Origin of the sequence: Streptomyces sp. NPDC046900, from assembly GCF_040644975.1 — a bacterium.
In the GTDB taxonomy this organism is placed as follows: domain Bacteria; phylum Actinomycetota; class Actinomycetes; order Streptomycetales; family Streptomycetaceae; genus Streptomyces.
On the sequence record NZ_JBEYXD010000001.1, the window covers coordinates 318,857 to 337,810 of the forward strand.

An 18,954-nucleotide genomic window follows, 5' to 3' on the forward strand; every position below is an offset into this window, starting at 1 on the left:
AAGACCGCCCCACTTATCCACGGAATTCCAGGAGCACACCGTGACCGACGCACACACCGCCGGCCCCTTCATCGCCGCCATCGACCAGGGCACCACGTCCTCGCGCTGCATCGTCTTCGACCGGGACGGCCGCATCGTCTCCGTCGACCAGAAGGAGCACGACCAGATCTTCCCGAAGCCGGGCTGGGTGGAGCACAACGCGACCGAGATCTGGACCAACGTCCAGGACGTCGTCGCCGGAGCCATCGAGAAGGCCGGGATCACCCGCGACGACATCAAGGCCATCGGCATCACCAACCAGCGCGAGACCACCGTGCTGTGGGACAAGAACACCGGTGAGCCCGTCCACAACGCCATCGTCTGGCAGGACACCCGCACCGACGCGCTCTGCAAGGAGCTCGGCCGCAACGTCGGCCAGGACCGCTTCCGCCGCGAGACCGGTCTGCCGCTGGCCTCCTACTTCGCCGGCCCGAAGGCCCGCTGGCTGCTCGACAACGTCGAGGGCCTGCGCGAGCGCGCCGAGGCGGGCGACATCCTCTTCGGCACCATGGACACCTGGGTCGTCTGGAACCTGACCGGCGGTGTCGACGGCGGCCACCACGTCACCGACGTGACCAACGCCTCCCGCACCCTGCTGATGAACCTGCACACCATGCAGTGGGACGAGAAGATCGCGGAGTCCATCGGCGTCCCGCTGGCGATGCTGCCCGAGATCCGCTCCTCCGCCGAAGTGTACGGCGAGATCACCGGCGGACGCCTCGGCGACCTGCTCGGCGGCATCCCCGTCGCCTCCGCGCTCGGCGACCAGCAGGCGGCCCTGTTCGGCCAGACCTGCTTCTCCGAGGGCGAGACCAAGTCCACCTACGGCACCGGCACCTTCATGGTGATGAACACCGGTGACAAGATCATCAACTCCTACTCGGGCCTGCTGACCACGGTCGGCTACCAGATCGGTGACCAGAAGCCGGTCTACGCCCTGGAGGGCTCCATCGCCGTCACCGGCTCCCTGGTGCAGTGGATGCGCGACCAGATGGGCCTGATCAAGACCGCCGCCGAGATCGAGACCCTCGCGCTCACGGTCGAGGACAACGGCGGCGCCTACTTCGTGCCGGCCTTCTCCGGCCTGTTCGCGCCGTACTGGCGCTCCGACGCCCGCGGTGTGATCGCCGGCCTGACCCGGTACGTCACCAAGGCGCACCTCGCCCGCGCCGTCCTCGAGGCCACCGCCTGGCAGACCCGTGAGATCGCGGACGCCATGACCAAGGACTCGGGCGTGGAGCTGGCGACGCTGAAGGTCGACGGCGGCATGACCTCCAACAACCTGCTGATGCAGACGCTCTCGGACGTCCTGGACGCGCCGGTGGTGCGCCCGATGGTCGCCGAGACCACCTGCCTCGGCGCCGCCTACGCCGCCGGTCTCGCCGTCGGCTTCTGGACCAACACCGACGACCTGCGCGCCAACTGGCGCCGGGCCGCCGAGTGGACGCCCCACATGGACGCGGAGACCCGCGACCGTGAGTACAAGAACTGGCTCAAGGCCGTCGAGCGGACCATGGGCTGGATCGAACACGAGGAGTAAGAAGCGATGACCACCCTGCAGAGGGTCCCGGCTCTGGGGACTCACCCGGCCTACGGCTCGGGGCCGAGCCGCGCCGAAACTCGGGAGCAGTTGTCCAGGGCGACATTCGACCTCCTGGTGATCGGCGGCGGGATCCTGGGCATCTCCACGGCCTGGCATGCCGCGCAGTCGGGCCTGCGGGTGGCGCTGGTGGACGCCGGCGACTTCGCCGGCGCCACCTCCTCCGCCTCCTCCAAGCTGCTCCACGGCGGTCTGCGCTATCTGCAGACCGGCGCGGTGAAGCTGGTGGCGGAGAACCACTTCGAGCGCCGTGCGGTCTCCCGTCAGGTGGCCCCCCACCTGGCGAACCCGCTCACGTTCTACCTCCCCGTGTACAAGGGCGGGCCGCACGGCGCGGCGAAGCTCGGGGCGGGCGTCTTCGCCTACTCCGCGCTGTCGGCGTTCGGTGACGGCGTCGGTCACCTGCTCTCGCCGGCCAGGGCGCAGCAGGACGTGCCGGAGCTGCGCACCGAGAACCTCAAGGCCGTGGCCGTCTATGGCGACGACCAGATGAACGACGCCCGCATGGCGCTGATGACGGTCCGCGGCGCCGTCGACGCGGGCGCGGTCGTCCTCAACCACGCCGAGGTCACCGGACTGCGCTTCACCCGGGGCCGGGTCACCGGTGCCGAACTGAAGGACCGGCTGTCCGGCGACGCGTTCGGGGTGGACGCGCGGCTGGTGCTGAACGCCACCGGGCCGTGGGTCGACCACCTGCGCCGGCTGGAGGACCCGAAGGCGGCGCCCTCCATACGTCTGTCCAAGGGCGTGCACCTGGTGCTCAAGCGCACCTCACCCTGGCGGGCGGCGCTGGCGACGCCGATCGACAAGTACCGCATCACCTTCGCCCTCCCCTGGGAGGACATGCTGCTGCTCGGCACCACGGACGAGGAGTTCGAGGGCGACCCGGCCGAGGTCGGGGTCGCCGAGAAGGACATCGCGCAGATCCTCGACGAGGCGGCGTTCTCCGTCCGCGACCAGCAGCTGCGACGTGAGCTGATCACCTACTCCTTCGCCGGTCTGCGGGTGCTGCCGGGCGGCCCCGGCGACACCGCCAAGGCCAAGCGCGAGACCGTCGTCACCGAGGGCAGGGGCGGCATGCTGTCCGTGGCGGGCGGCAAGTGGACCACGTTCCGGCACATCGGCCGTACGGTCATGAAGAAGCTGGAGTCGCTTCCGGGCCGCCCGCTCGGCGACGACTTCGAGCCGATCTCCACACTGCCGAAGCGGCTGCCGCTGCCCGGCATCGCCAACCCGCGCGCGGTGGCCCACCGGCTGGTGGTGGACGGCCCGGCGCCCGGGCCGCGCATGGCGCCCGACACCGCCAAGCACCTGGCGACCCACTACGGCTCGCTGGCCTTCGACATCGCGCGGCTGGCGAACGAGAACCCGGAACTGGCCGAGCGCGTCCACCCGGACGCCCCGGAGATCTGGGCGCAGGTCGTCTACGCCCGGGACCACGAGTGGGCCCGGACGGCGGACGACGTGCTGCGCCGCCGTACGACGCTGACGATCCGCGGTCTTGCCACCGACGAGGTGCGCAGCAAGGTGCAGGACCTGCTCGACAAGGAGTAGGACGTCGAACCGGTCCTGTGCACCCTGCGGGGCCCGATGACGCGGGGGCGGCTTCCGGCAGGGAGCCGCTCTTTCCGTCTGTGCTGCCGCACCGCCTGCCTACGTGCGCGATGTCGATCGCGCGCCGGGAAACGCCGGGCACGCCGCGGGCCGCCCGGCGCTCGACCACGGGCGGTGATCCGGAGCGGGCAGCGGCTGCGTACGGTAGCCGGTGTGCCCTGCGCGTCCGCCGCGCGCCGCACTCCGGATTCGCCGGCCCACTGGAGTCGCCTCATGACGCAGAACCTGTCGCCCGTCACCCGCATCCCCCGCAGCGGGCTGCCTCCCCACGCCGTCGTGGTCGGCGACCCGGCCCGCGCCGCGACCGTCGCCGCGCTGCTCGACGGGGCCGAAGAGATCTCGTACCACCGCGAGTACCGGGTGTTCCGGGGGAGCTGGAAGGGCCTGCCGGTGACGGTCGCCTCGCACGGGGTGGGCGCGCCGGGCGCGATCCTGCTGTTCCAGGAGCTCGCGGACGCGGGGGTCCGCACATTCCTGCGGTTCGGTACGGCGGGCGCGATGAAGCCGGGGATCGGCGACGGCGATCTGGTGATCGCCGAGGCCGCTGTGCGCGACGACGGGGTGACCCAGCAACTGCTGCCGCCCGAGTACCCCGCTGTCTGCGCGCCCGAGGCGGTGTTCGCGCTGCAACGGGCGGCCAGGGAGGCGGATGCGCCGCACCATCGGGGGATCGTGTGGACCCGGGCCGCGTTCCAGCCGGGGCTGATCCCTTTGAACGCGTACGACGGTGCGGGGCTCGCGGCGATCGAGATGGAGCTGTCCGCTCTGCTGGTGACCGCCTCACTGCGCGGACTGGTCGCGGGCGGTGTGCTCGTGGTGGACGGCGCCAACGCGGACGAACTGGTCGACAAGGACGCGGCTTTCTCGACGGGCGCCTACGACCCGCACCGAGAGGTCGTCGCCCGGGGAGTCGAACGCGGCGCGCTGGTCGCACTGGAGGCACTGCGCATGCTGGCCGAGGAGAACGCGGAATGAATGAGCGCATCGATCTACTGGTGCACGGCGGCGAGGTGCTGACCGTCGATGACGCCGGGACCGTCGTACCCGGTGGGGCCGTCGCCGTGCGCGACGGTGCGATCGTCGCGGTGGGCGCGGCCGAGCCCTTGCGGAACCGGTTCACGGCGGACACCTCCATCGACGCCACGGGCTGTCTCGTACTGCCGGGTTTCGTCAACACCCATACGCACCTGGCGATGACGCTGCTGCGCGGCCGCGCCGACGACGTCACCCTCCAGGGATTCCTGGAGCGCGTCCTGCGCTGGGAGGCGGAGTTGCTGTCGCCGCGGAACGTGGCGTCGGCGGTCCGGGTCGCGATCGCCGAGAGCGTACGGGCCGGGGTGACCTCGGCGCTGGACATGTACTGGTACCACGAGGAGGCGGAGCGGGTCGCGCGGGAGGCGGGCTGGCGGCTGTTCGCGGGGCCCACCTTCATGGACGTCCCGGACTCCCCCGACGGCCGGGTGTACGAGGACCGGATGGAGTGGGCGCGCCGGGACCTCGCGGCCCGGACCGCGCACCTGCCCGGGACGCGGCCCGTGGTGTTCGCGCACTCGGCCTACACACTGGCCCCCGAGCAGCTCGTCGAGATCGCCGCGCTGGCACAGGAGTTCGGGGCGCTGCTGCACATCCACGCCGCGGAGAACGCGGCGGAGGTCGCCACCGTCGAGGAGCGCTACGGCAAGCGCCCGGTGGAGCTGCTCGACTCGCTCGGGCTGCTCGGCCCCGATCTGCTGCTGGCCCACGCCGTCGAGCTGACCGGCCCGGAGGTGGCCGCACTGGCCCGTACCGGCACCTCGGTGGCGCACTGTCCGGTGTCCAACCTCAAGCTGGGCTGCGGGATCGCGCCGGTGCCGCAGCTGCTGGACGCGGGGGTGACGGTCGGGCTCGGCACGGACGGGGCGGTCAGTTCGAACACGCTCGATGTGCTGGGCGCGGTGCGGCAGGCGGCGCTGGTGCACAAGGCGGCCGGCGACCCCACCGCGGTCGGCGCCGAGCAGGTGGTGCGGATGGCGACCATCGAAGGTGCCCGTGCGCTCGGCCTCGGTGACCGGCTCGGCTCACTGGAGGCGGGCAAGCGGGCCGACTTGATCGTGCTCGACCTGGACCGGCCGCATCTGCACCCCCGGCACGACGCGTGGGCGACGCTCGCCTACGCGGCGCAGTCCGCGGACGTACGGGACACCGTCGTCGACGGCCGGGTCCTGATGCGGGACCGGGTGCTGACGACGCTAGACGAGGCGGCGGCGCTGGCGGAGCTGGAAGCGCCGGCGCCCGGTGCCGCGGCGAGCCGGCCCCCGGGTGGTCCGGCGCAGTGAGCGGGCCGGGGTCCGGCGGCGGTTTCCCGAGGTGACATGGGGATTATCGTCACCGTTCAGCCGACTGGACCCCATAATGAGCTGAGACATCGGATGTCTGAGCGAACAGGGAGGCCCGCCATGGCGGTCACCGACGAGGCGATCGAGAAGATCAAGGGAATGATCGTCTCCGGCGCGCTGCGCCCAGGCGACCGCCTCCCCAAGGAGAGCGAACTCGCCGCCGATCTCGGGCTGTCCCGCAACTCCCTGCGCGAGGCGGTGCGCGCCCTGTCGCTGATCCGGATCCTGGATGTACGGCAGGGCGACGGCACCTATGTGACGAGCCTGGACCCCCAGTTGCTGCTGGAGGCGCTGAGCTTCGTCGTCGACTTCCACCGCGACGACACCGTGCTGGAGTTCCTCGCGGTGCGCCGCATACTGGAGCCGGCGGCGACGGCGATGGCGTCCGTACGCATCAGCGAGCAGCAACTGGACACTCTGACGGCTCAGTTGGACAAGCTGGGCTCGGACCCTTCGGTGGAGGAACTGGTCGCCTGCGACCTGGAGTTCCACCGGGGCATCGTGCAGAGCTCCGGCAACTCGGTGCTGTGCTCGCTGCTCGACGGGCTGTCCGGGCCCACCACCCGGGCCCGGATCTGGCGTGGTCTGACCCAGGAGGACGCGGTCAGCCGCACCTTGCACGAGCACCGCGCGATCCTCGGCGCCCTGCGCGACCGCGACGCGGAGGCGGCCCGCTCCTGGGCGACCGTGCACATCGCGTCCGTGGAGCAATGGCTGCGTTCGACGCTCTGATCCATCGGAGGTGTGAACACCTCCCTTCACCTGGCCCGGGATCGGCGATCATGGTGTTCGACGGCCCCCGACGGGGCAGTCATCCGTTCACTCCCCCGTGCAAGGGGGCTGCGGGCGCCCCCGCCGAACGCCGTAAGGTTGGGACGTACGTGAGGAGACGTCGGAAGGAGGCACTGGGTGATCGAGCTCGAGGGGGTTCCCGAGCTGATCGACCCGGTCATGGTGGCCGCGTTCGAGGGCTGGAACGATGCCGGCGACGCCGCCTCCACCGCGGTCGCGCATCTGGACAGGGAATGGAAGGGCGATGTGTTCGCGGCGCTGGACGCCGAGGACTACTACGACTTCCAGGTGAACCGCCCCACAGTGTTCATGGAGGCCGGTGTTCGCAAGATCACCTGGCCCACGACCCGGCTCTCGGTGGTCCGTGTGGGCGGCGAGAAGCCGCGGGACCTGGTACTGGTCCGTGGCATCGAACCGTCGATGCGCTGGCGCTCGTTCTGCAACGAGCTGCTGGGCTTCGCCCATGAGCTGGGCGTGGAGCTGGTGGTGATCCTGGGCGCGCTGCTGGGCGACACCCCGCACACGCGTCCGGTCCCGATCAGCGGGACCACCTCCGATTCGGACCTGGCCCGCCGGATGGATCTGGAGGAGACCAAGTACGAGGGGCCGACGGGGATCGTGGGCGTGCTGCAGGAAGCGTGCACGCACGCGGGCGTCCCGGCCGTCTCGCTGTGGGCGGCGGTCCCGCACTATGTGTCGCAGCCGCCGAACCCGAAGGCCACGCTGGCCCTGCTCAACCGTCTGGAAGACCTGCTCGACCTGCGTATTCCGCTCGGCGAACTGCCGGAGGACGCACGCGCCTGGCAACTCGGCGTGGATCAGCTGGCCGCCGAGGACAGCGAGGTCGCCGAGTATGTGCAGACGCTCGAGGAGGCCCGGGACACGGCCGAGCTGCCGGAGGCGTCGGGTGAGGCGATCGCCCGCGAGTTCGAGCGGTATCTGCGCCGACGGGACGTCAGCCCGCCGGGCGGGCACGCCACGGACAGCGGCGAAACCGGTCCGTTCCGGCTGGACAACCCGGGCGGCCGGACGCGGCCGCCGAAGCCGCCGCGGCCGGGTGGCGACGACGAGGACACCCAGGAGGACTGACAGGGCGGTGCGCACCGGCGCACCGCCCTGGTCCGTTCCGCATGACGGGCGGCTCGCCGCCGCCGGTCCCTCTCCTTGTCACGGGCGACGCCCGGTCCGCCGGTGAACCGGCCGGACGGAAGCCGAGCGGCGCCGGGCGGGTACGTCCCGTCCCGGCGCCGGTCTGCCGTTGCCTCAAGGGCTCAGAGGGCCACGCCCAGCAGCGCGTCCACGGCACGTGAGACGACACCGGGCGCACCCGTGTCCGTACCGCCGCTCTGCTCCTGGAGCCCCGCCCAGCGGTCGACCGCGGCGAGCGCGGCCGGTGCGTCCAGGTCGTTCGCGAGGGCCTCGCGGATCTCGTCCACGAGCGCGTCGGCGGGCGGGCCGTCTGGCCGGGAGACGGCGGCGCGCCAGCGCTCCAGCCGCGCCTCGGCGTCCCCCAGCACCTGGTCGGTCCACTCCCAGTCGGACCGGTAGTGGTGCGCGAGCAGCGCGAGCCGGATCGCGGCCGGGTCGACGCCGTCGCGCCGCAGCCGGGACACGAAGACCAGGTTGCCCTTGGACTTCGACATCTTCTCGCCGTCCAGCGCCACCATGCCGGCGTGGACGTACGCCTTGGCCATCGGGTATTCGCCGGTCAGCACCTGCGCGTGCGAGGCACCCATCTCGTGGTGCGGGAAGGCGAGGTCGGAGCCGCCGCCCTGCACATCGAAGCCCATGCCCAGGTGGTCGAGGGAGATGGCCACGCACTCGATGTGCCAGCCGGGCCTGCCGGGGCCCAGCGAGGCGCCGTCCCAGCTGGGCTCGCCCTCGCGCGCGGCCATCCAGAGCATCGGGTCGAGCGGGTTCTTCTTGCCCGGGCGGTCCGGGTCGCCGCCGCGTTCCGCGGACAGCAGGCGCATCGCGGCGGCGTCCAGGTTGGACACCTTGCCGAAGTTGGGGTCGGACTCCACGGAGAAGTAGACGTCGCCTTCGAGTTCGTAGGCCGCTCCGGCGTCCCTCAGACGCTCGACGAGCGGCACGATCCCCGGTATCGCCTCCACGGCGCCTATGTAGTGCTTCGGGGAGAGCATGCGCAGGGCGGTCATGTCCTCGCGGAAGAGCGCCGTCTCCTGCTCGGCGAGGCCGACCCAGTCGACGCCGTCGCGCTGCGCCCGCTCGAGGAGGGGATCGTCGACATCGGTCACGTTCTGGACGTAATGGACCTGGCGCTTGGTGTCCAGCCACACGCGCTGCACGAGGTCGAACGCGTTGTAGGTCGCCGCGTGACCCATATGGGTCGCGTCGTACGGGGTGATGCCGCAGACGTAGATACGGGCGACGGGACCGGGGTCGAGGGTGACGAGGCCGCCGGTCGCGGTGTCGTGGATCCTCAGGTCGCGGCCCTGACCAGGCAGGGCGGGGACCTCGGGAGCGGGCCAGGCATGCATGTCATGAGCCTAACCGGCCCGAAGTTGCGTATACGAACCGGACCGGGCCGGATGGCCGGGAAGGCGTCCTTGCGCAACACCCGAGAATGTGCAGGGCGGTGGTCCGCACCGCCCTCGGCTCACACCGGCGGCCACGGGATCGCCGGCCACTCCCCGCTCGGCTCGGGATGCCTGCCCGACTCCAGCAGCGCCGTCACCCGTGCGCGCGTCGCCTGCACCTCTGCCCCGGTGAGCAGTTCGGAGAGCCTCACGGCCAGTGCCGCGCCCTCGTCGAGCGCGTCCTTCAGGCCCTTGAGCACCTCGACGGCTTCCCCCGTCAGCGGCTCCCCTGCCCAGCCCCACAACAGGGTGCGCAGCTTGTTCTCGGTGTTGAATGTCACCCCGTGGTCGATGCCGTACAGACGCCCCTCGGCGGCCGGCAGCAGATGGCCGCCCTTGCGGTCGGCGTTGTTGATGACCGCGTCGAGCACGGCAAGGCGCCGCAGCCGCTCGTCGTCCGCGTGCACCAGCAGGGCCGTCCTGCCGTCACCGGCGTCCGCCAGGCCGATGGCCTTCCAGCCGTCCTCCGGCTCCTCGCCGTCCATCAGGGCGAGCAACTCGGCACCCGGCTGCCCGTCGATCCACAGCTGGCACATGCCCTGGCCGTACGGCCCGTCACGGAGCACGGTGGGCGGCACGAGCCCCCAGCCGGTCGCCTCGGACACCACGTACGCGGCGACCTCGCGCTCTGCCAGCGTGCCGTCCGGGAAGTCCCACAGGGGCTGCTCGCCGGCGATCGGCTTGTAGATGCAGGCGGCTTCGCGGCCGTCGTAGGAGACCGTGCAGTACAGGGCCGCGTTGGACGCGTCGCGGATCTGCCCGACCACGGTCAGCTCGCCCTCGGCGAGGAGTTCGGGCGTGGTCACGCTCCGCGGCGGTATCCGTTCTGGCGCGGACATACGTGTCCTTCCGGGTCGAGCGGGAGGCTGCACAGCGGGCAGGGTGGCCGCCCCGCGTTGACGACATCGAGGGCGCGCTTGGCGAAGGCCCTGGCCTGCGCGCCGGTGAGCCGGACCCGGAGCATCGGCGGGCCGTTCTCCTCGTCCTGGAGCAGTCGCTCCTCGGCCTCGGCGAGGTCCTCCTCGGATTCGGCGTCCAGCTCGACCAGGGCCTGGGCCTCGACGATCATGCGCTGTTCCTCGCCGTCCCAGGCCAGGGCCATGGTGCCGACGCGGAACTCCTCCTCGATGGGGGTCTCCAGCGGTGCCGTGTCCGAGACCTCCGTGGGAGCCATGGCGGGTACGGCCGCGCTGCCGCCACTGCGGCGCACGACCTCGTCGAGAAGCTCGTCCATGCGCTCGGCGAGCGCCGCGACCTGGGTCTTCTCCAGGGCCACGCTGGTCACCCGGGGTCCGGCCGAGGCCTGCAGGAAGAAGGTACGGCGCCCGGGCAGCCCGACCGTACCGGCCACGAAACGGTCCGGGGGGTCGTAGAGGAACACCTGACGGGACACGTCCTGTCTCCATTGGATCGGGATCGGGACCGGCTGACCGCGCCGGCCCGCTTCGTTTACTGACAACTACTGCGCTGGTGCGATCGCTTCACCCTACTGCGGCGGACGATCACGGTGCGCCCGCACCGCCTCCGACCGTGGCGTCCGACCCGGAGGCCTCCTCACGGGGCACGAGGGAGGTGAAATCGCCGGTGTCCCCGAGGCGAACGAGAAATGGCCTCAGACGGGTGTAACGGATCGCGGTGATGGAACACGGTTCCACGGAGATCCGCTGGAAGAGGTCGAGATGAAGCCCGAGTGCGTCCGCGACAAGCGATTTGATGATGTCCCCGTGCGAGCACATGAGGTACACGGCGTCGGGGCCGTGATCGCGCTCCACGCGCGCGTTCCACTCCCGTACCGCCTCCGCGGCCCGGGCCTGCATGGCCCGCATCGACTCGCCGCCGGGGAACGCGGCCGCCGAGGGATGCGCCTGCACGACCTCCATCAGCGGCTCGTCCTTCAACTCGGCGAGCTTGCGGCCGGACCAGTCGCCGTAGTGGCACTCCCCGATCCGGTCCTCGGTGTGCGCGCGCAGTCCGGGGCGGGCGTCGAGCAGTGGCCGGACGGTCTCCTGGCAGCGCTGCAGGGGGCTCGTGACGACCTCCGCGACCGGAAGTTCGGCGAGCCGCCCGGGCAGGGCCGCGGCCTGCGCGGCGCCCCGCTCGTCCAGGGCGACGCCGGGTGTCCAGCCGGCGAGGAGTCCAGAGGTGTTGGCGGTGGAGCGTCCGTGCCGGACGAGGATCAACGTGGGCATGACGCCCAGCCTAAAGGGAGGCCTCACGAACCGGACCGGCCGCGGTGCCGGCCCCGGGGTGTGAGGCAGGGGCGCGCAGGGGGCACGGCACCGCCGGGTTTCCCGAGGCGGGTGGGCCAAGAGACATCGGCATGCGGCGGCAACGACCGGACGGGAGAATACGCTCTGTGATCATCGACTGCGCCATCTACCGTGACGGACGGCGGATCGGGGGCCCCGAAGACCTCTCCGACGCCCTGGCCGAGGCGCGCGCCTGTACGGACGCCTTCTTGTGGATCGGTCTGTACGAACCGACGGAGAAAGAGTTCGACCTGGTCGCCGAGGAGTTCGGACTGCATCCGCTGGCGGTCGAGGACGCGTTGACGGCGCACCAGCGGCCGAAGCTCGAGGTGTACGACGACTCGCTGTTCGTGGTGCTCAAGCCGGTGGCGTACGAGCCCCGCAGCGACACCGTCTCCACGGGTGAGCTGATGGTCTTCCTGGGCGACGCCTTCGTGGTGACCGTGCGCCACGGCGATCCCGTGCCGCTCGGCTCGGTGCGGCGGCACCTCGAGGAGCAGCCCGACATGCTGCGGCACGGACCGACGGGCGTCCTCTACTCGATCGCGGACTCGGTCGTCGACCACTACCTGGACGTCGCGACCGAACTGCAGACCGACCTGGAGGAGCTGGAGACGGGGGTGTTCTCACCGGTCGTCGGCGGGTCGCGGCACACGGCGTCGCGGATCTACACCTTCAAACGGCAGATCGTGGAGTTCCGGCGGGCGACGGTCCCGCTGGCGCCGCCGCTGGCCCGGCTGGCGGGGCAGAGCACCCATGGTGCGACGGTGCCGTTCGTGCAGGAGAAGTCGCGGCCCTTCTTCCGTGACGTCCTGGACCACTTGACGCGGGTGAACGAGTCGGTGGAGGCCCTTGACCGGCTCGTCTCCGACGTCCTCGCCGCGCATCTGGCGCAGATGAGCGTCCGGCAGAACGACGACATGCGGAAGATCTCGGCGTGGGCGGCGATGGCCGCGGTCCCCACCATGATCGCGGGGATCTACGGAATGAACTTCGAACACATGCCGGAACTGCACTGGATCTGGTCGTACCCGACGGTGATCCTGGTGATGGGAGGATTCGAGGTCCTGCTCTACCGGCTGTTCAAACGGCGGGGCTGGATGTGACGCGGGCCCGCCCCACGCGCGCGTGGCGGACCGCTCAGGCGAACTCGGGCGCGGGGGCGGCGGGCTCGCCGAGCGGGTCCCGTCGCTCGGGCATCCGAAGGCTCACCATGCGCCTCCAGCCGCCGAGCCGCTCGTAGGCGTACATCGCGTGGACGGCGGCCGTGAGCAGCGCCGACCTGGCCGGGGACCAGCCGAGGACGCGCCCCATGTGGGCCATGACGGCGAGGGTGACGTCCCGGTGGACGCGGATCTCGGCGAGCGCGCACTCGCGCAGCGTCCGCCGGATGAAGGGGCCGTGTCCGGCGGCCTCGAAGCGCAGCAGTTCCTCGTGGGAGTACGCGAGATGGTTGTCCTCGTCGCGCGCGATCACGCGGACGGCTCTGCCGATGTCGGGGTCGTCCGAGAAGTGCCTGCGCAGCAACGCCATCTGTTCCGCGGCACGCTGCTCGGTGACCCTGCTGTGCGCCAGATAGGTGATGACGTCCGGGACGCCGAGCGGCTCGTCGGCCTTGAGCTTCTCGTGCGCGAGGCCGATGCCCCGCCGTTCCAGCAGCATCGTGTAGTCGGTCTCCGCGGGCACCGGCATGAGTGTCAGACCGCGCTTGCGCAGCAGCGCGCCGAAGATCCGCCCGTGCTTGTCCTCGTCCCTGCCGTGGCGGGCGATCTTGGGGGCGAGTCCCCGCTCGCTCGCCGGTACGAGTGCGGCGATGCGCCCGTTCTCCCAGCCGCCTTGTGCCTCCCCGCTGGCCGCGATGGAGCAGAACAGCCGGAAGGACTCGTCGTCGTCGAGAATCTCCTGGAACAGACTCTTGGCCGAAAGCATCGCGCGCACCTCTCTGCAGGACTCCGCAAAGAACGAGTCAAATGCGGTCGTGAGGGTGCTGCAACAGCTGTACGGGGCGACTCGGCCGAACGGAGCACGGCCCGGCTCGGGCCGGTGCCGTAACCGTACGGGGCCCAGCGCGTTGTTCCGGGTGACGGCCGTGGCGGGGAAGACCCCCGAGCCCCCACCACGGCCGCTGAGACGTCCGCCCCGCTACGCGAGCCCGGCCCGCTCCAGGGCCTCGGACCCGGCCCGCAGCGAGGCGATCCGCTCCTCGAGGGCGAACCCCGCGGGCGCCAGGGTGAGGGTGGTGACGCCGGCTTCGGCGTAGGCCTTCATCCGGTCGGCGATGCGGTCCACGGAGCCCAGCAGGGTGGTCCGGTCGATCAGCTCGTGCGGGACCGCGGCCGCGGCACCCTGCTTGTCGCCGGACAGGTACTTGTCCTGGATCTCGGCGGCCGCCTGCTCGTAGCCCATGCGCTGGGCGAGCTGGTTGTAGAAGTTCTGCTTGCGGCTGCCCATGCCCCCGACGTACAGGGCGGTGTAGGGACGGAAGGTGTCGGCGAGCGCGTCCACGTCCTTGTCGTCGCCGACCGCGAGCGGGAGCGTGGGGCAGATGTCGAAGCCCTCGAGGGTCTTGCCGGCCTTCTCGCGCCCGGCGCGCAGGTGCTTGACCGCGGTCTCCTCGAGGTGGTCGGCCGAGGGGAAGATGAGCAGGGCCCCGTCGGCGATCTCGCCGGTCTGCTCCAGGTTCTTCGGGCCGATGGCGGCGATGTAGAGCGGGATGTGCTCGCGCTGGGGGTGCACGGTCAGCTTGATCGGCTTGCCGGGGCCGCCGGGCAGCGGGAGGGTCCAGTGCTCGCCCTCGTACGACAGCCGCTCGCGCGTCATCGCCTTCCGTACGATCTCCACGTACTCCCGGGTGCGGGAGAGCGGCTTGTCGAACTTGACTCCGTACCAGCCCTCGGAGACCTGCGGTCCCGAGACGCCGAGGCCGAGGCGGAAGCGGCCGCCGGAGAGCGAGTCGAGGGTGGCGGCGGTCATCGCTGTCATCGCCGGCTGGCGGGCCGGGATCTGGAAGATCGCCGAACCGACGTCGATGCGCTCGGTCTGGGCGGCTACCCAGGTGAGCACGGTGGCCGCGTCGGAGCCGTAGGCCTCCGCGGCCCAGCACACCGCGTAGCCGAGCCGGTCGGCCTCCTGGGCCACGGCGAGATTGTCGGCGTCCATTCCGGCGCCCCAGTAGCCGAGGTTGATCCCGAGCTGCATGCCCGATTCCCCTTACCGATCAGTAACGTCCCTTGGAGGCAGACCTTAGCGCGGTGTCCGCCCCGCAAGGCAGACCGACTCATCACTCGCCGGGAGGCAGGGGAAATCGGTTGTCCACAGGCCCCCCACGGGCCGAGTTCAGGCCGTAATCTCGGCGTTCATGGAGCAGAGGCATCTCGGCCGTACCGGCCTTCGTGTGTCCCGGATCGGACTCGGCACCCTGACCTGGGGACGCGACACGGACGAGCACGACGCCGCGGAGCAGTTGAAGGTGTTCTGGGAGGCCGGCGGCACCCTCGTCGACACGGCGGACGTGTACGGCGACGGGGAGGCCGAGTATCTGCTCGGGCAACTCATGGACGGGCTCGTGCCACGCCGCGACCTTGTCATCTCCACCAAGGCGGGCAGCGTGCCGGACCCCGACCGCCGGTTCGACGGCTCGCGCGGCCATCTGCTCGCCGCGCTGGACGCCTCGCTCGCCCGTCTCGGCACGGACTACGTCGACCTGTGGCACATCCACGCCTTCGATCCCGACACCCCGCTGGAGGAGACGCTGCAGGCGCTCGACCTGGCGGTCAGCAGCGGGCGCGCACGGTACGCGGGCGTGTCCAACTTCTGCGGCTGGCAGCTGGCGAAGGCGGCGACATGGCAGCTCGCGGTGCCGGGCATACGGACCCGCATCGCCAGCACCCAGATGGAGTACTCCCTGCTGCAGCGCGGCGTGGAACGCGAGGTGCTGCCGGCCGCACTGGACCTCGGGGTCGGGCTGCTGCCGTCCTCTCCTCTGGGCCGGGGTGTACTCACCGGCAAGTACCGGCAGTCGACGCCGGCCGACTCACGCGGGGCCTCCGAGCACATGGCGCCCTTCGTCGCGCCCTACCTCGACGACACGGCGAGCAGCATCGTCGACGCGCTGCAGACGGCCGCCGACGGGCTGTCCGCGACGCCGCTCCAGGTGGCGCTGGCCTGGGTCCGCGACCGGTCGGGTGTCGTCGCGCCGATCGTGGGCGCGCGCAACGCACAGCAGCTCACGGCCGCGTTGTCAGTGGAGGCGCTTAGTCTTCCGGACGAGATCTGCCGGGCGCTGGACGATGTGTCGGCCCCGGTGCACCGCTATCCCGATCACGACTGGAGCACGCTGTGAGCACGGACCCGGAGACCACGGAGTCGGCCCCCCGGCCGCAGAAGCAGGAGGACGGGGCCGTGACCGGGGCGGACGGTGCCGAGGAGCCGGCGGCGGCCGCCGGGCAGGGCGAGGACCGGGCCGAGGGATCGTCCTCCGGCGCCGAGGACGACGCCGCTGCGACCGGGCCGTCGGAGGCCGAGGCGGAACTGGCCGCCCAGCGGATCGAGCGGGAGCGGATCGAGCGGCGCAAGGCGGAGAAGCAGGGCCCTGTCGAGGCCGGTGCAAAGCTCAGCGGGCAGGCCGCCGACCTGCTCGCGGCCGTGCGGGCGGTGGAGCGCGGAGAGCAGCCGTTGCCGAGCGCCTTCGCCGAGCCGGCCCCCTCCCCACGCCGGCCCGCCCCCGAACCCGCGCGCCCCAGCCGGCCTGTCGCACCGCCGGCCTCCCCGGCGGCCCCCGCGACGGAGACCGTCGCGGCGGTCGGCGCCGTCCTGAGCGAGGGAGGCGCCCCCGGGACACTGGCGCCCCAGGTCGCGGAGACCCTCGGCGAGGGCGCGGACGCACACCTGCGTGCGGACCCCTGGCAGTTGCTGCGGGTCGCCGGGGTGCGCCCCGAGCAGGCCGACGGCTTCGCCCGCGCGCTGCTCGGTGCCGAGTGCCGCCCGGACGACGAGCGACGGACCCGCGCGGTCACGGTCTGGCTGCTGGAGCAGGCAGCCCTGGCCGGGCACACCGCACTGGAGGTCGCGGCCCTCGAGACCGCGCTCGCCCAGAGCTCGGTGCCGGACCCCGACGCGGCCGTGCAGAGCACGATCGCCGAGGGCGAGGCCCTTGTGTTCCAGGACGCCCTGGAGACGTCCGCGGCCGGCGGCGCGCAGGACGGGGAAGAGGAAGAGGACGCCGAACGCCCGGTCCGTGTGCTGATCGGCCTGGAGCGGTACGCGCTCGCGGAGGAGAGCCTGGCCGACGGACTCGCCCGGCTGATCAACTCCGCGCCGAAGGAGGACGGTTCGGCCGAGGAGTGGGAGCAGGCGGCCGGGTCCGCTCGCGGCTCCACGGGTGAGCTGATCCGCGCGGTGGCCGGTCATGGCCTGGTGGTGCACACCGGCGGCACGGCCTCGCACATCGAGTCGGCCACACTGTTGTCCGAGGCGCGCAGGCTCGGGGTGCGGGCCTGGGCCGCCACCCACAGCCCGGCCGGTCGCGATCAGTTCGCCGCTGTGCTCGCGCGGCTCGACCAGCCGGACGTCGGCGCGCCGGAGCCGGATCCGGCGCTCGCCACGGTGGCGGGTCTGCTGTCCGGAGCCGAGGGACCGGGCCGGGACGCGGACGGCGCGCTGGACCTCGATCTGCTCATCGTGCTGGACGCACCCCAGCTGGACGTCGAGACGGCCGCGCTGCTCACCGAGTCACTGCCCGACGGGGCCCGCCTGGTGCTGAGCGGTGACCCGGGAGTGTTGTGGTCGGCCGGTCCGGGCCGGGTGTTCGCCGATCTCCTGGCCGCCCGGGTGTGCCCGCAGATCGCCTCGCGGACCCCCGACCCCGGCCCGCTCGGCGAGCTGGTGTCCGCGATCGGCATCGGCGAGCTCCCGCAGATCGACGCACCCGGCAAGGAGGTCGTGATCGTGCCGGTGCGGGACGCCGGGGAGGCGGTGCACCGTACCGTCCAGCTGGTCGCGGACTCCGTGCCGCGGGCGATCGGCGTGCCGTCGGAGGAGACCCAGGTGATCACACCGGGCCACGGCGGGGCGGTGGGGACCCGCGCGCTCAACGCGGCACTCAAGGAGCGGTTCAATCCGGGCCCCGGCCGCTTCGGGGGCTTCGACCCCGGCGACCGGATCGCCTACTCCCCCGCACCGGGCCGTACGCTGCCGGGTCGCGTCGTGACGGCCGACGCCGAGGGACTGCACCTGGACTGCGAGGGCGTCCCCGTCGTCGTACCGAAGGAGCGGGTGGAGCAGGCGGTACGGCACGGCTGGGCGCTGACCGCGCACCAGGCGGTGGGGCTGCGGTGGCCCGCGGTGGTCGTGGTGCTGCCCAAGGACGCCGTACAGGCACTCAGCCGGCCCTGGGTGTACACGGCGTTCGGCCGGGCTGTCCGCCATCTGTCCGTCGTCCACGGGGCGGAGCAAGCGCTTCCCCGCGCCGTGGCCGAGGTCCCGGCCAAGCCGCGCACAACCCGCCTGACCCCGCTGCTGCGGGCCCAGATCCCTACGGCGGGCTGAGCACGGGCGCTGCGGCGACGAGCTGAGCGCGGCTGCTGCCGCGACGACCTGAGCCCGGGCGCTGCGGCGACGGACTGACCGCGGCTGCTCCCGCAGTGGACCCACGGCGGCCGTCGCGGCGTTGCCTCGCGCGACCGGCGGCTGTGCTCCGTGGCTTGGCGCGCGACGGGGAGGGATCACGGCGGTAGGAGGCCGACGTGTGTCGTGTCAGCCTCCGGTTCTACGTGGCACGGCCGGCCGACGCCGCGCCTCCGGTCTGCTTGATACGGCTGGCCGACGCCGCGCCTCCGGGCTACCGCCGACCGCGGTGGCACCGCCGCCCGGTTCCGCGCCCCCGGCCGACAAGGTCCTCCGACCGGCGCCGCCCCTCCGGCCCGCAAGCGCCCCCACCGGGCCGCGAAGTCCCGCGGCCCGGTCGGGTCCGCGCTAGCGCTCCGCGTCCAGCGGTTCCAGGTCCTCGTCGTCGTCCAGCTCGCGGTCGAGTTCGAGCTCCTCCTCGAGGTCGTCGTCCGACTCCTCGTCGAAGACCGAGCTGACGTCGAAGCGGCAGACGACCCGCTGCGGATCGACCTGCTCGAAGGGAGTCTCCAGCCACTCCCCCGCCTCCGCGGGATCGTCCGCGGCCAGCACCCACAGCGTGGAGTCGCCCTCCTCCAGGCCGAACTCCTTGTGCCGTGAGGCGATCTCGTCCGGTTCGTACTCGCCGAACAGGACTCCGAGGGCGCCATGGACGGTGCGGGCGGAGGATTCGAGCCCGCTCGCCGCGTCCGCGTCCTCCACGCGCTGTGCCTGGGCCAGCAGCCGCTGCGGTTCCGCCACCGAGTAGTCCCGGCGGATCAGCACGCTCAGCGCGTTCGGCTCCTCGGGGCCCGTGTACGGGGGCAGCGCATCCTCCGCACCGGGGATCTCGAATGGCGTGACCTCGTCATAACGGTCATACAGCAGTTCGTCGTACTCCTCGGCCGCCGCGGCCAGCTCGTTGAACGCCTCGTAGACGGCCGGGTCGTCCTCACCCGTCCTGCGTTCGACCGCGGCCAGGTGGCGATCGAGCGCGGTCTTGACCGCCTCGGCGGCGGCGCGTACCTCGGCAGCGGTGGGCTGCGCAGCATCAGACATAGTGCAGACGCTATCCGTACCGG

At 71.9% G+C, this 18,954-nt stretch carries 16 protein-coding genes; 9 read left to right on the forward strand and 7 right to left on the reverse strand.

Annotated elements, in window-relative coordinates; genetic code table 11:
* Window positions 1-40 precede the first annotated feature (40 nt).
* From glpK to ABZ904_RS01495, 6 genes are all read left to right on the forward strand, one after another.
* Complete coding sequence (glpK, locus tag ABZ904_RS01470) at window positions 41-1,579, forward strand: glycerol kinase GlpK (protein ID WP_359389608.1); 1,539 nt, start codon at window positions 41-43, stop codon at window positions 1,577-1,579.
* Window positions 1,580-1,585: 6 nt separating this feature from the next.
* Complete coding sequence (locus ABZ904_RS01475; RefSeq protein ID WP_359389605.1) at window positions 1,586-3,193, forward strand: glycerol-3-phosphate dehydrogenase/oxidase; 1,608 nt, start codon at window positions 1,586-1,588, stop codon at window positions 3,191-3,193.
* A gap of 273 nt (window positions 3,194-3,466) precedes the next feature.
* The gene (locus tag ABZ904_RS01480) at window positions 3,467-4,228 is read left to right on the forward strand and encodes a nucleoside phosphorylase (protein ID WP_360994377.1); all 762 of its coding nucleotides are present in this window, start codon (window positions 3,467-3,469) and stop codon (window positions 4,226-4,228) included.
* Entirely contained in the window at window positions 4,225-5,568 is a 1,344-nt protein-coding gene (locus tag ABZ904_RS01485; RefSeq protein ID WP_359389599.1) for an amidohydrolase, read from the forward strand. Before ABZ904_RS01480 ends, ABZ904_RS01485 begins: the two co-directional genes overlap by 4 nt.
* Before the next feature lie 120 nt (window positions 5,569-5,688).
* Window positions 5,689-6,360, forward strand: coding sequence for a FadR/GntR family transcriptional regulator (locus tag ABZ904_RS01490; RefSeq protein WP_359389596.1), 672 nt, complete (start codon window positions 5,689-5,691; stop codon window positions 6,358-6,360).
* A 177-nt stretch (window positions 6,361-6,537) separates the two neighbouring features.
* Window positions 6,538-7,509 (forward strand): PAC2 family protein, encoded by a 972-nt coding sequence (locus ABZ904_RS01495; protein ID WP_359389593.1) that lies wholly within the window; start codon window positions 6,538-6,540, stop codon window positions 7,507-7,509.
* A gap of 182 nt (window positions 7,510-7,691) precedes the next feature.
* On the opposite strand, the gene mshC is transcribed toward ABZ904_RS01495, so the two are convergent.
* From mshC to ABZ904_RS01515, 4 genes are all read right to left on the reverse strand, one after another.
* Window positions 7,692-8,921, reverse strand: a complete 1,230-nt coding sequence (mshC, locus tag ABZ904_RS01500) for a cysteine--1-D-myo-inosityl 2-amino-2-deoxy-alpha-D-glucopyranoside ligase (RefSeq protein WP_359389590.1) — start codon at window positions 8,919-8,921, stop codon at window positions 7,692-7,694.
* A gap of 119 nt (window positions 8,922-9,040) precedes the next feature.
* Window positions 9,041-9,859, reverse strand: a complete 819-nt coding sequence (locus tag ABZ904_RS01505) for an SCO1664 family protein (RefSeq protein WP_360994371.1) — start codon at window positions 9,857-9,859, stop codon at window positions 9,041-9,043.
* Window positions 9,823-10,413: a DUF3090 domain-containing protein gene (locus tag ABZ904_RS01510; protein WP_359389585.1), complete on the reverse strand. Its 591-nt coding sequence runs from the start codon at window positions 10,411-10,413 to the stop codon at window positions 9,823-9,825. The genes ABZ904_RS01505 and ABZ904_RS01510 overlap by 37 nt, the downstream gene beginning before the upstream one ends.
* Window positions 10,414-10,522: 109 nt before the next feature.
* Window positions 10,523-11,209 (reverse strand): histidine phosphatase family protein, encoded by a 687-nt coding sequence (locus ABZ904_RS01515; protein WP_359389582.1) that lies wholly within the window; start codon window positions 11,207-11,209, stop codon window positions 10,523-10,525.
* Window positions 11,210-11,376: 167 nt separating this feature from the next.
* On the opposite strand from ABZ904_RS01515, the gene corA reads away from it, so the two are divergent.
* Window positions 11,377-12,375, forward strand: coding sequence for a magnesium/cobalt transporter CorA (gene corA / locus ABZ904_RS01520; RefSeq protein ID WP_360994366.1), 999 nt, complete (start codon window positions 11,377-11,379; stop codon window positions 12,373-12,375).
* Window positions 12,376-12,409: 34 nt separating this feature from the next.
* On the opposite strand, the gene ABZ904_RS01525 is transcribed toward corA, so the two are convergent.
* Together ABZ904_RS01525 and ABZ904_RS01530 are read right to left on the reverse strand one after the other, a co-directional pair.
* A complete protein-coding gene (locus tag ABZ904_RS01525; RefSeq protein ID WP_359389575.1) occupies window positions 12,410-13,198 on the reverse strand; it encodes a ferritin-like domain-containing protein in 789 nt (262 codons plus the stop codon).
* 213 nt (window positions 13,199-13,411) lie between these two features.
* Window positions 13,412-14,467 carry an LLM class F420-dependent oxidoreductase gene (locus ABZ904_RS01530; protein WP_360994363.1) on the reverse strand — a complete coding sequence of 352 codons (1,056 nt, stop codon included), beginning with the start codon at window positions 14,465-14,467 and terminating at the stop codon, window positions 13,412-13,414.
* Between the two features lie 160 nt (window positions 14,468-14,627).
* On the opposite strand from ABZ904_RS01530, the gene ABZ904_RS01535 reads away from it, so the two are divergent.
* Together ABZ904_RS01535 and ABZ904_RS01540 are read left to right on the forward strand one after the other, a co-directional pair.
* Entirely contained in the window at window positions 14,628-15,611 is a 984-nt protein-coding gene (locus tag ABZ904_RS01535) for an aldo/keto reductase (RefSeq protein WP_360994360.1), read from the forward strand.
* Entirely contained in the window at window positions 15,608-17,815 is a 2,208-nt protein-coding gene (locus tag ABZ904_RS01540) for an ATP-dependent RecD-like DNA helicase (RefSeq protein WP_361820481.1), read from the forward strand. Before ABZ904_RS01535 ends, ABZ904_RS01540 begins: the two co-directional genes overlap by 4 nt.
* Before the next feature lie 426 nt (window positions 17,816-18,241).
* Here ABZ904_RS01540 and ABZ904_RS01545 read toward each other — a convergent pair whose 3' ends face one another.
* On the reverse strand, window positions 18,242-18,931 hold the full coding sequence (locus ABZ904_RS01545) for a hypothetical protein (RefSeq protein ID WP_359389564.1): 690 nt from the start codon (window positions 18,929-18,931) through the stop codon (window positions 18,242-18,244).
* Window positions 18,932-18,954 lie beyond the last annotated feature (23 nt).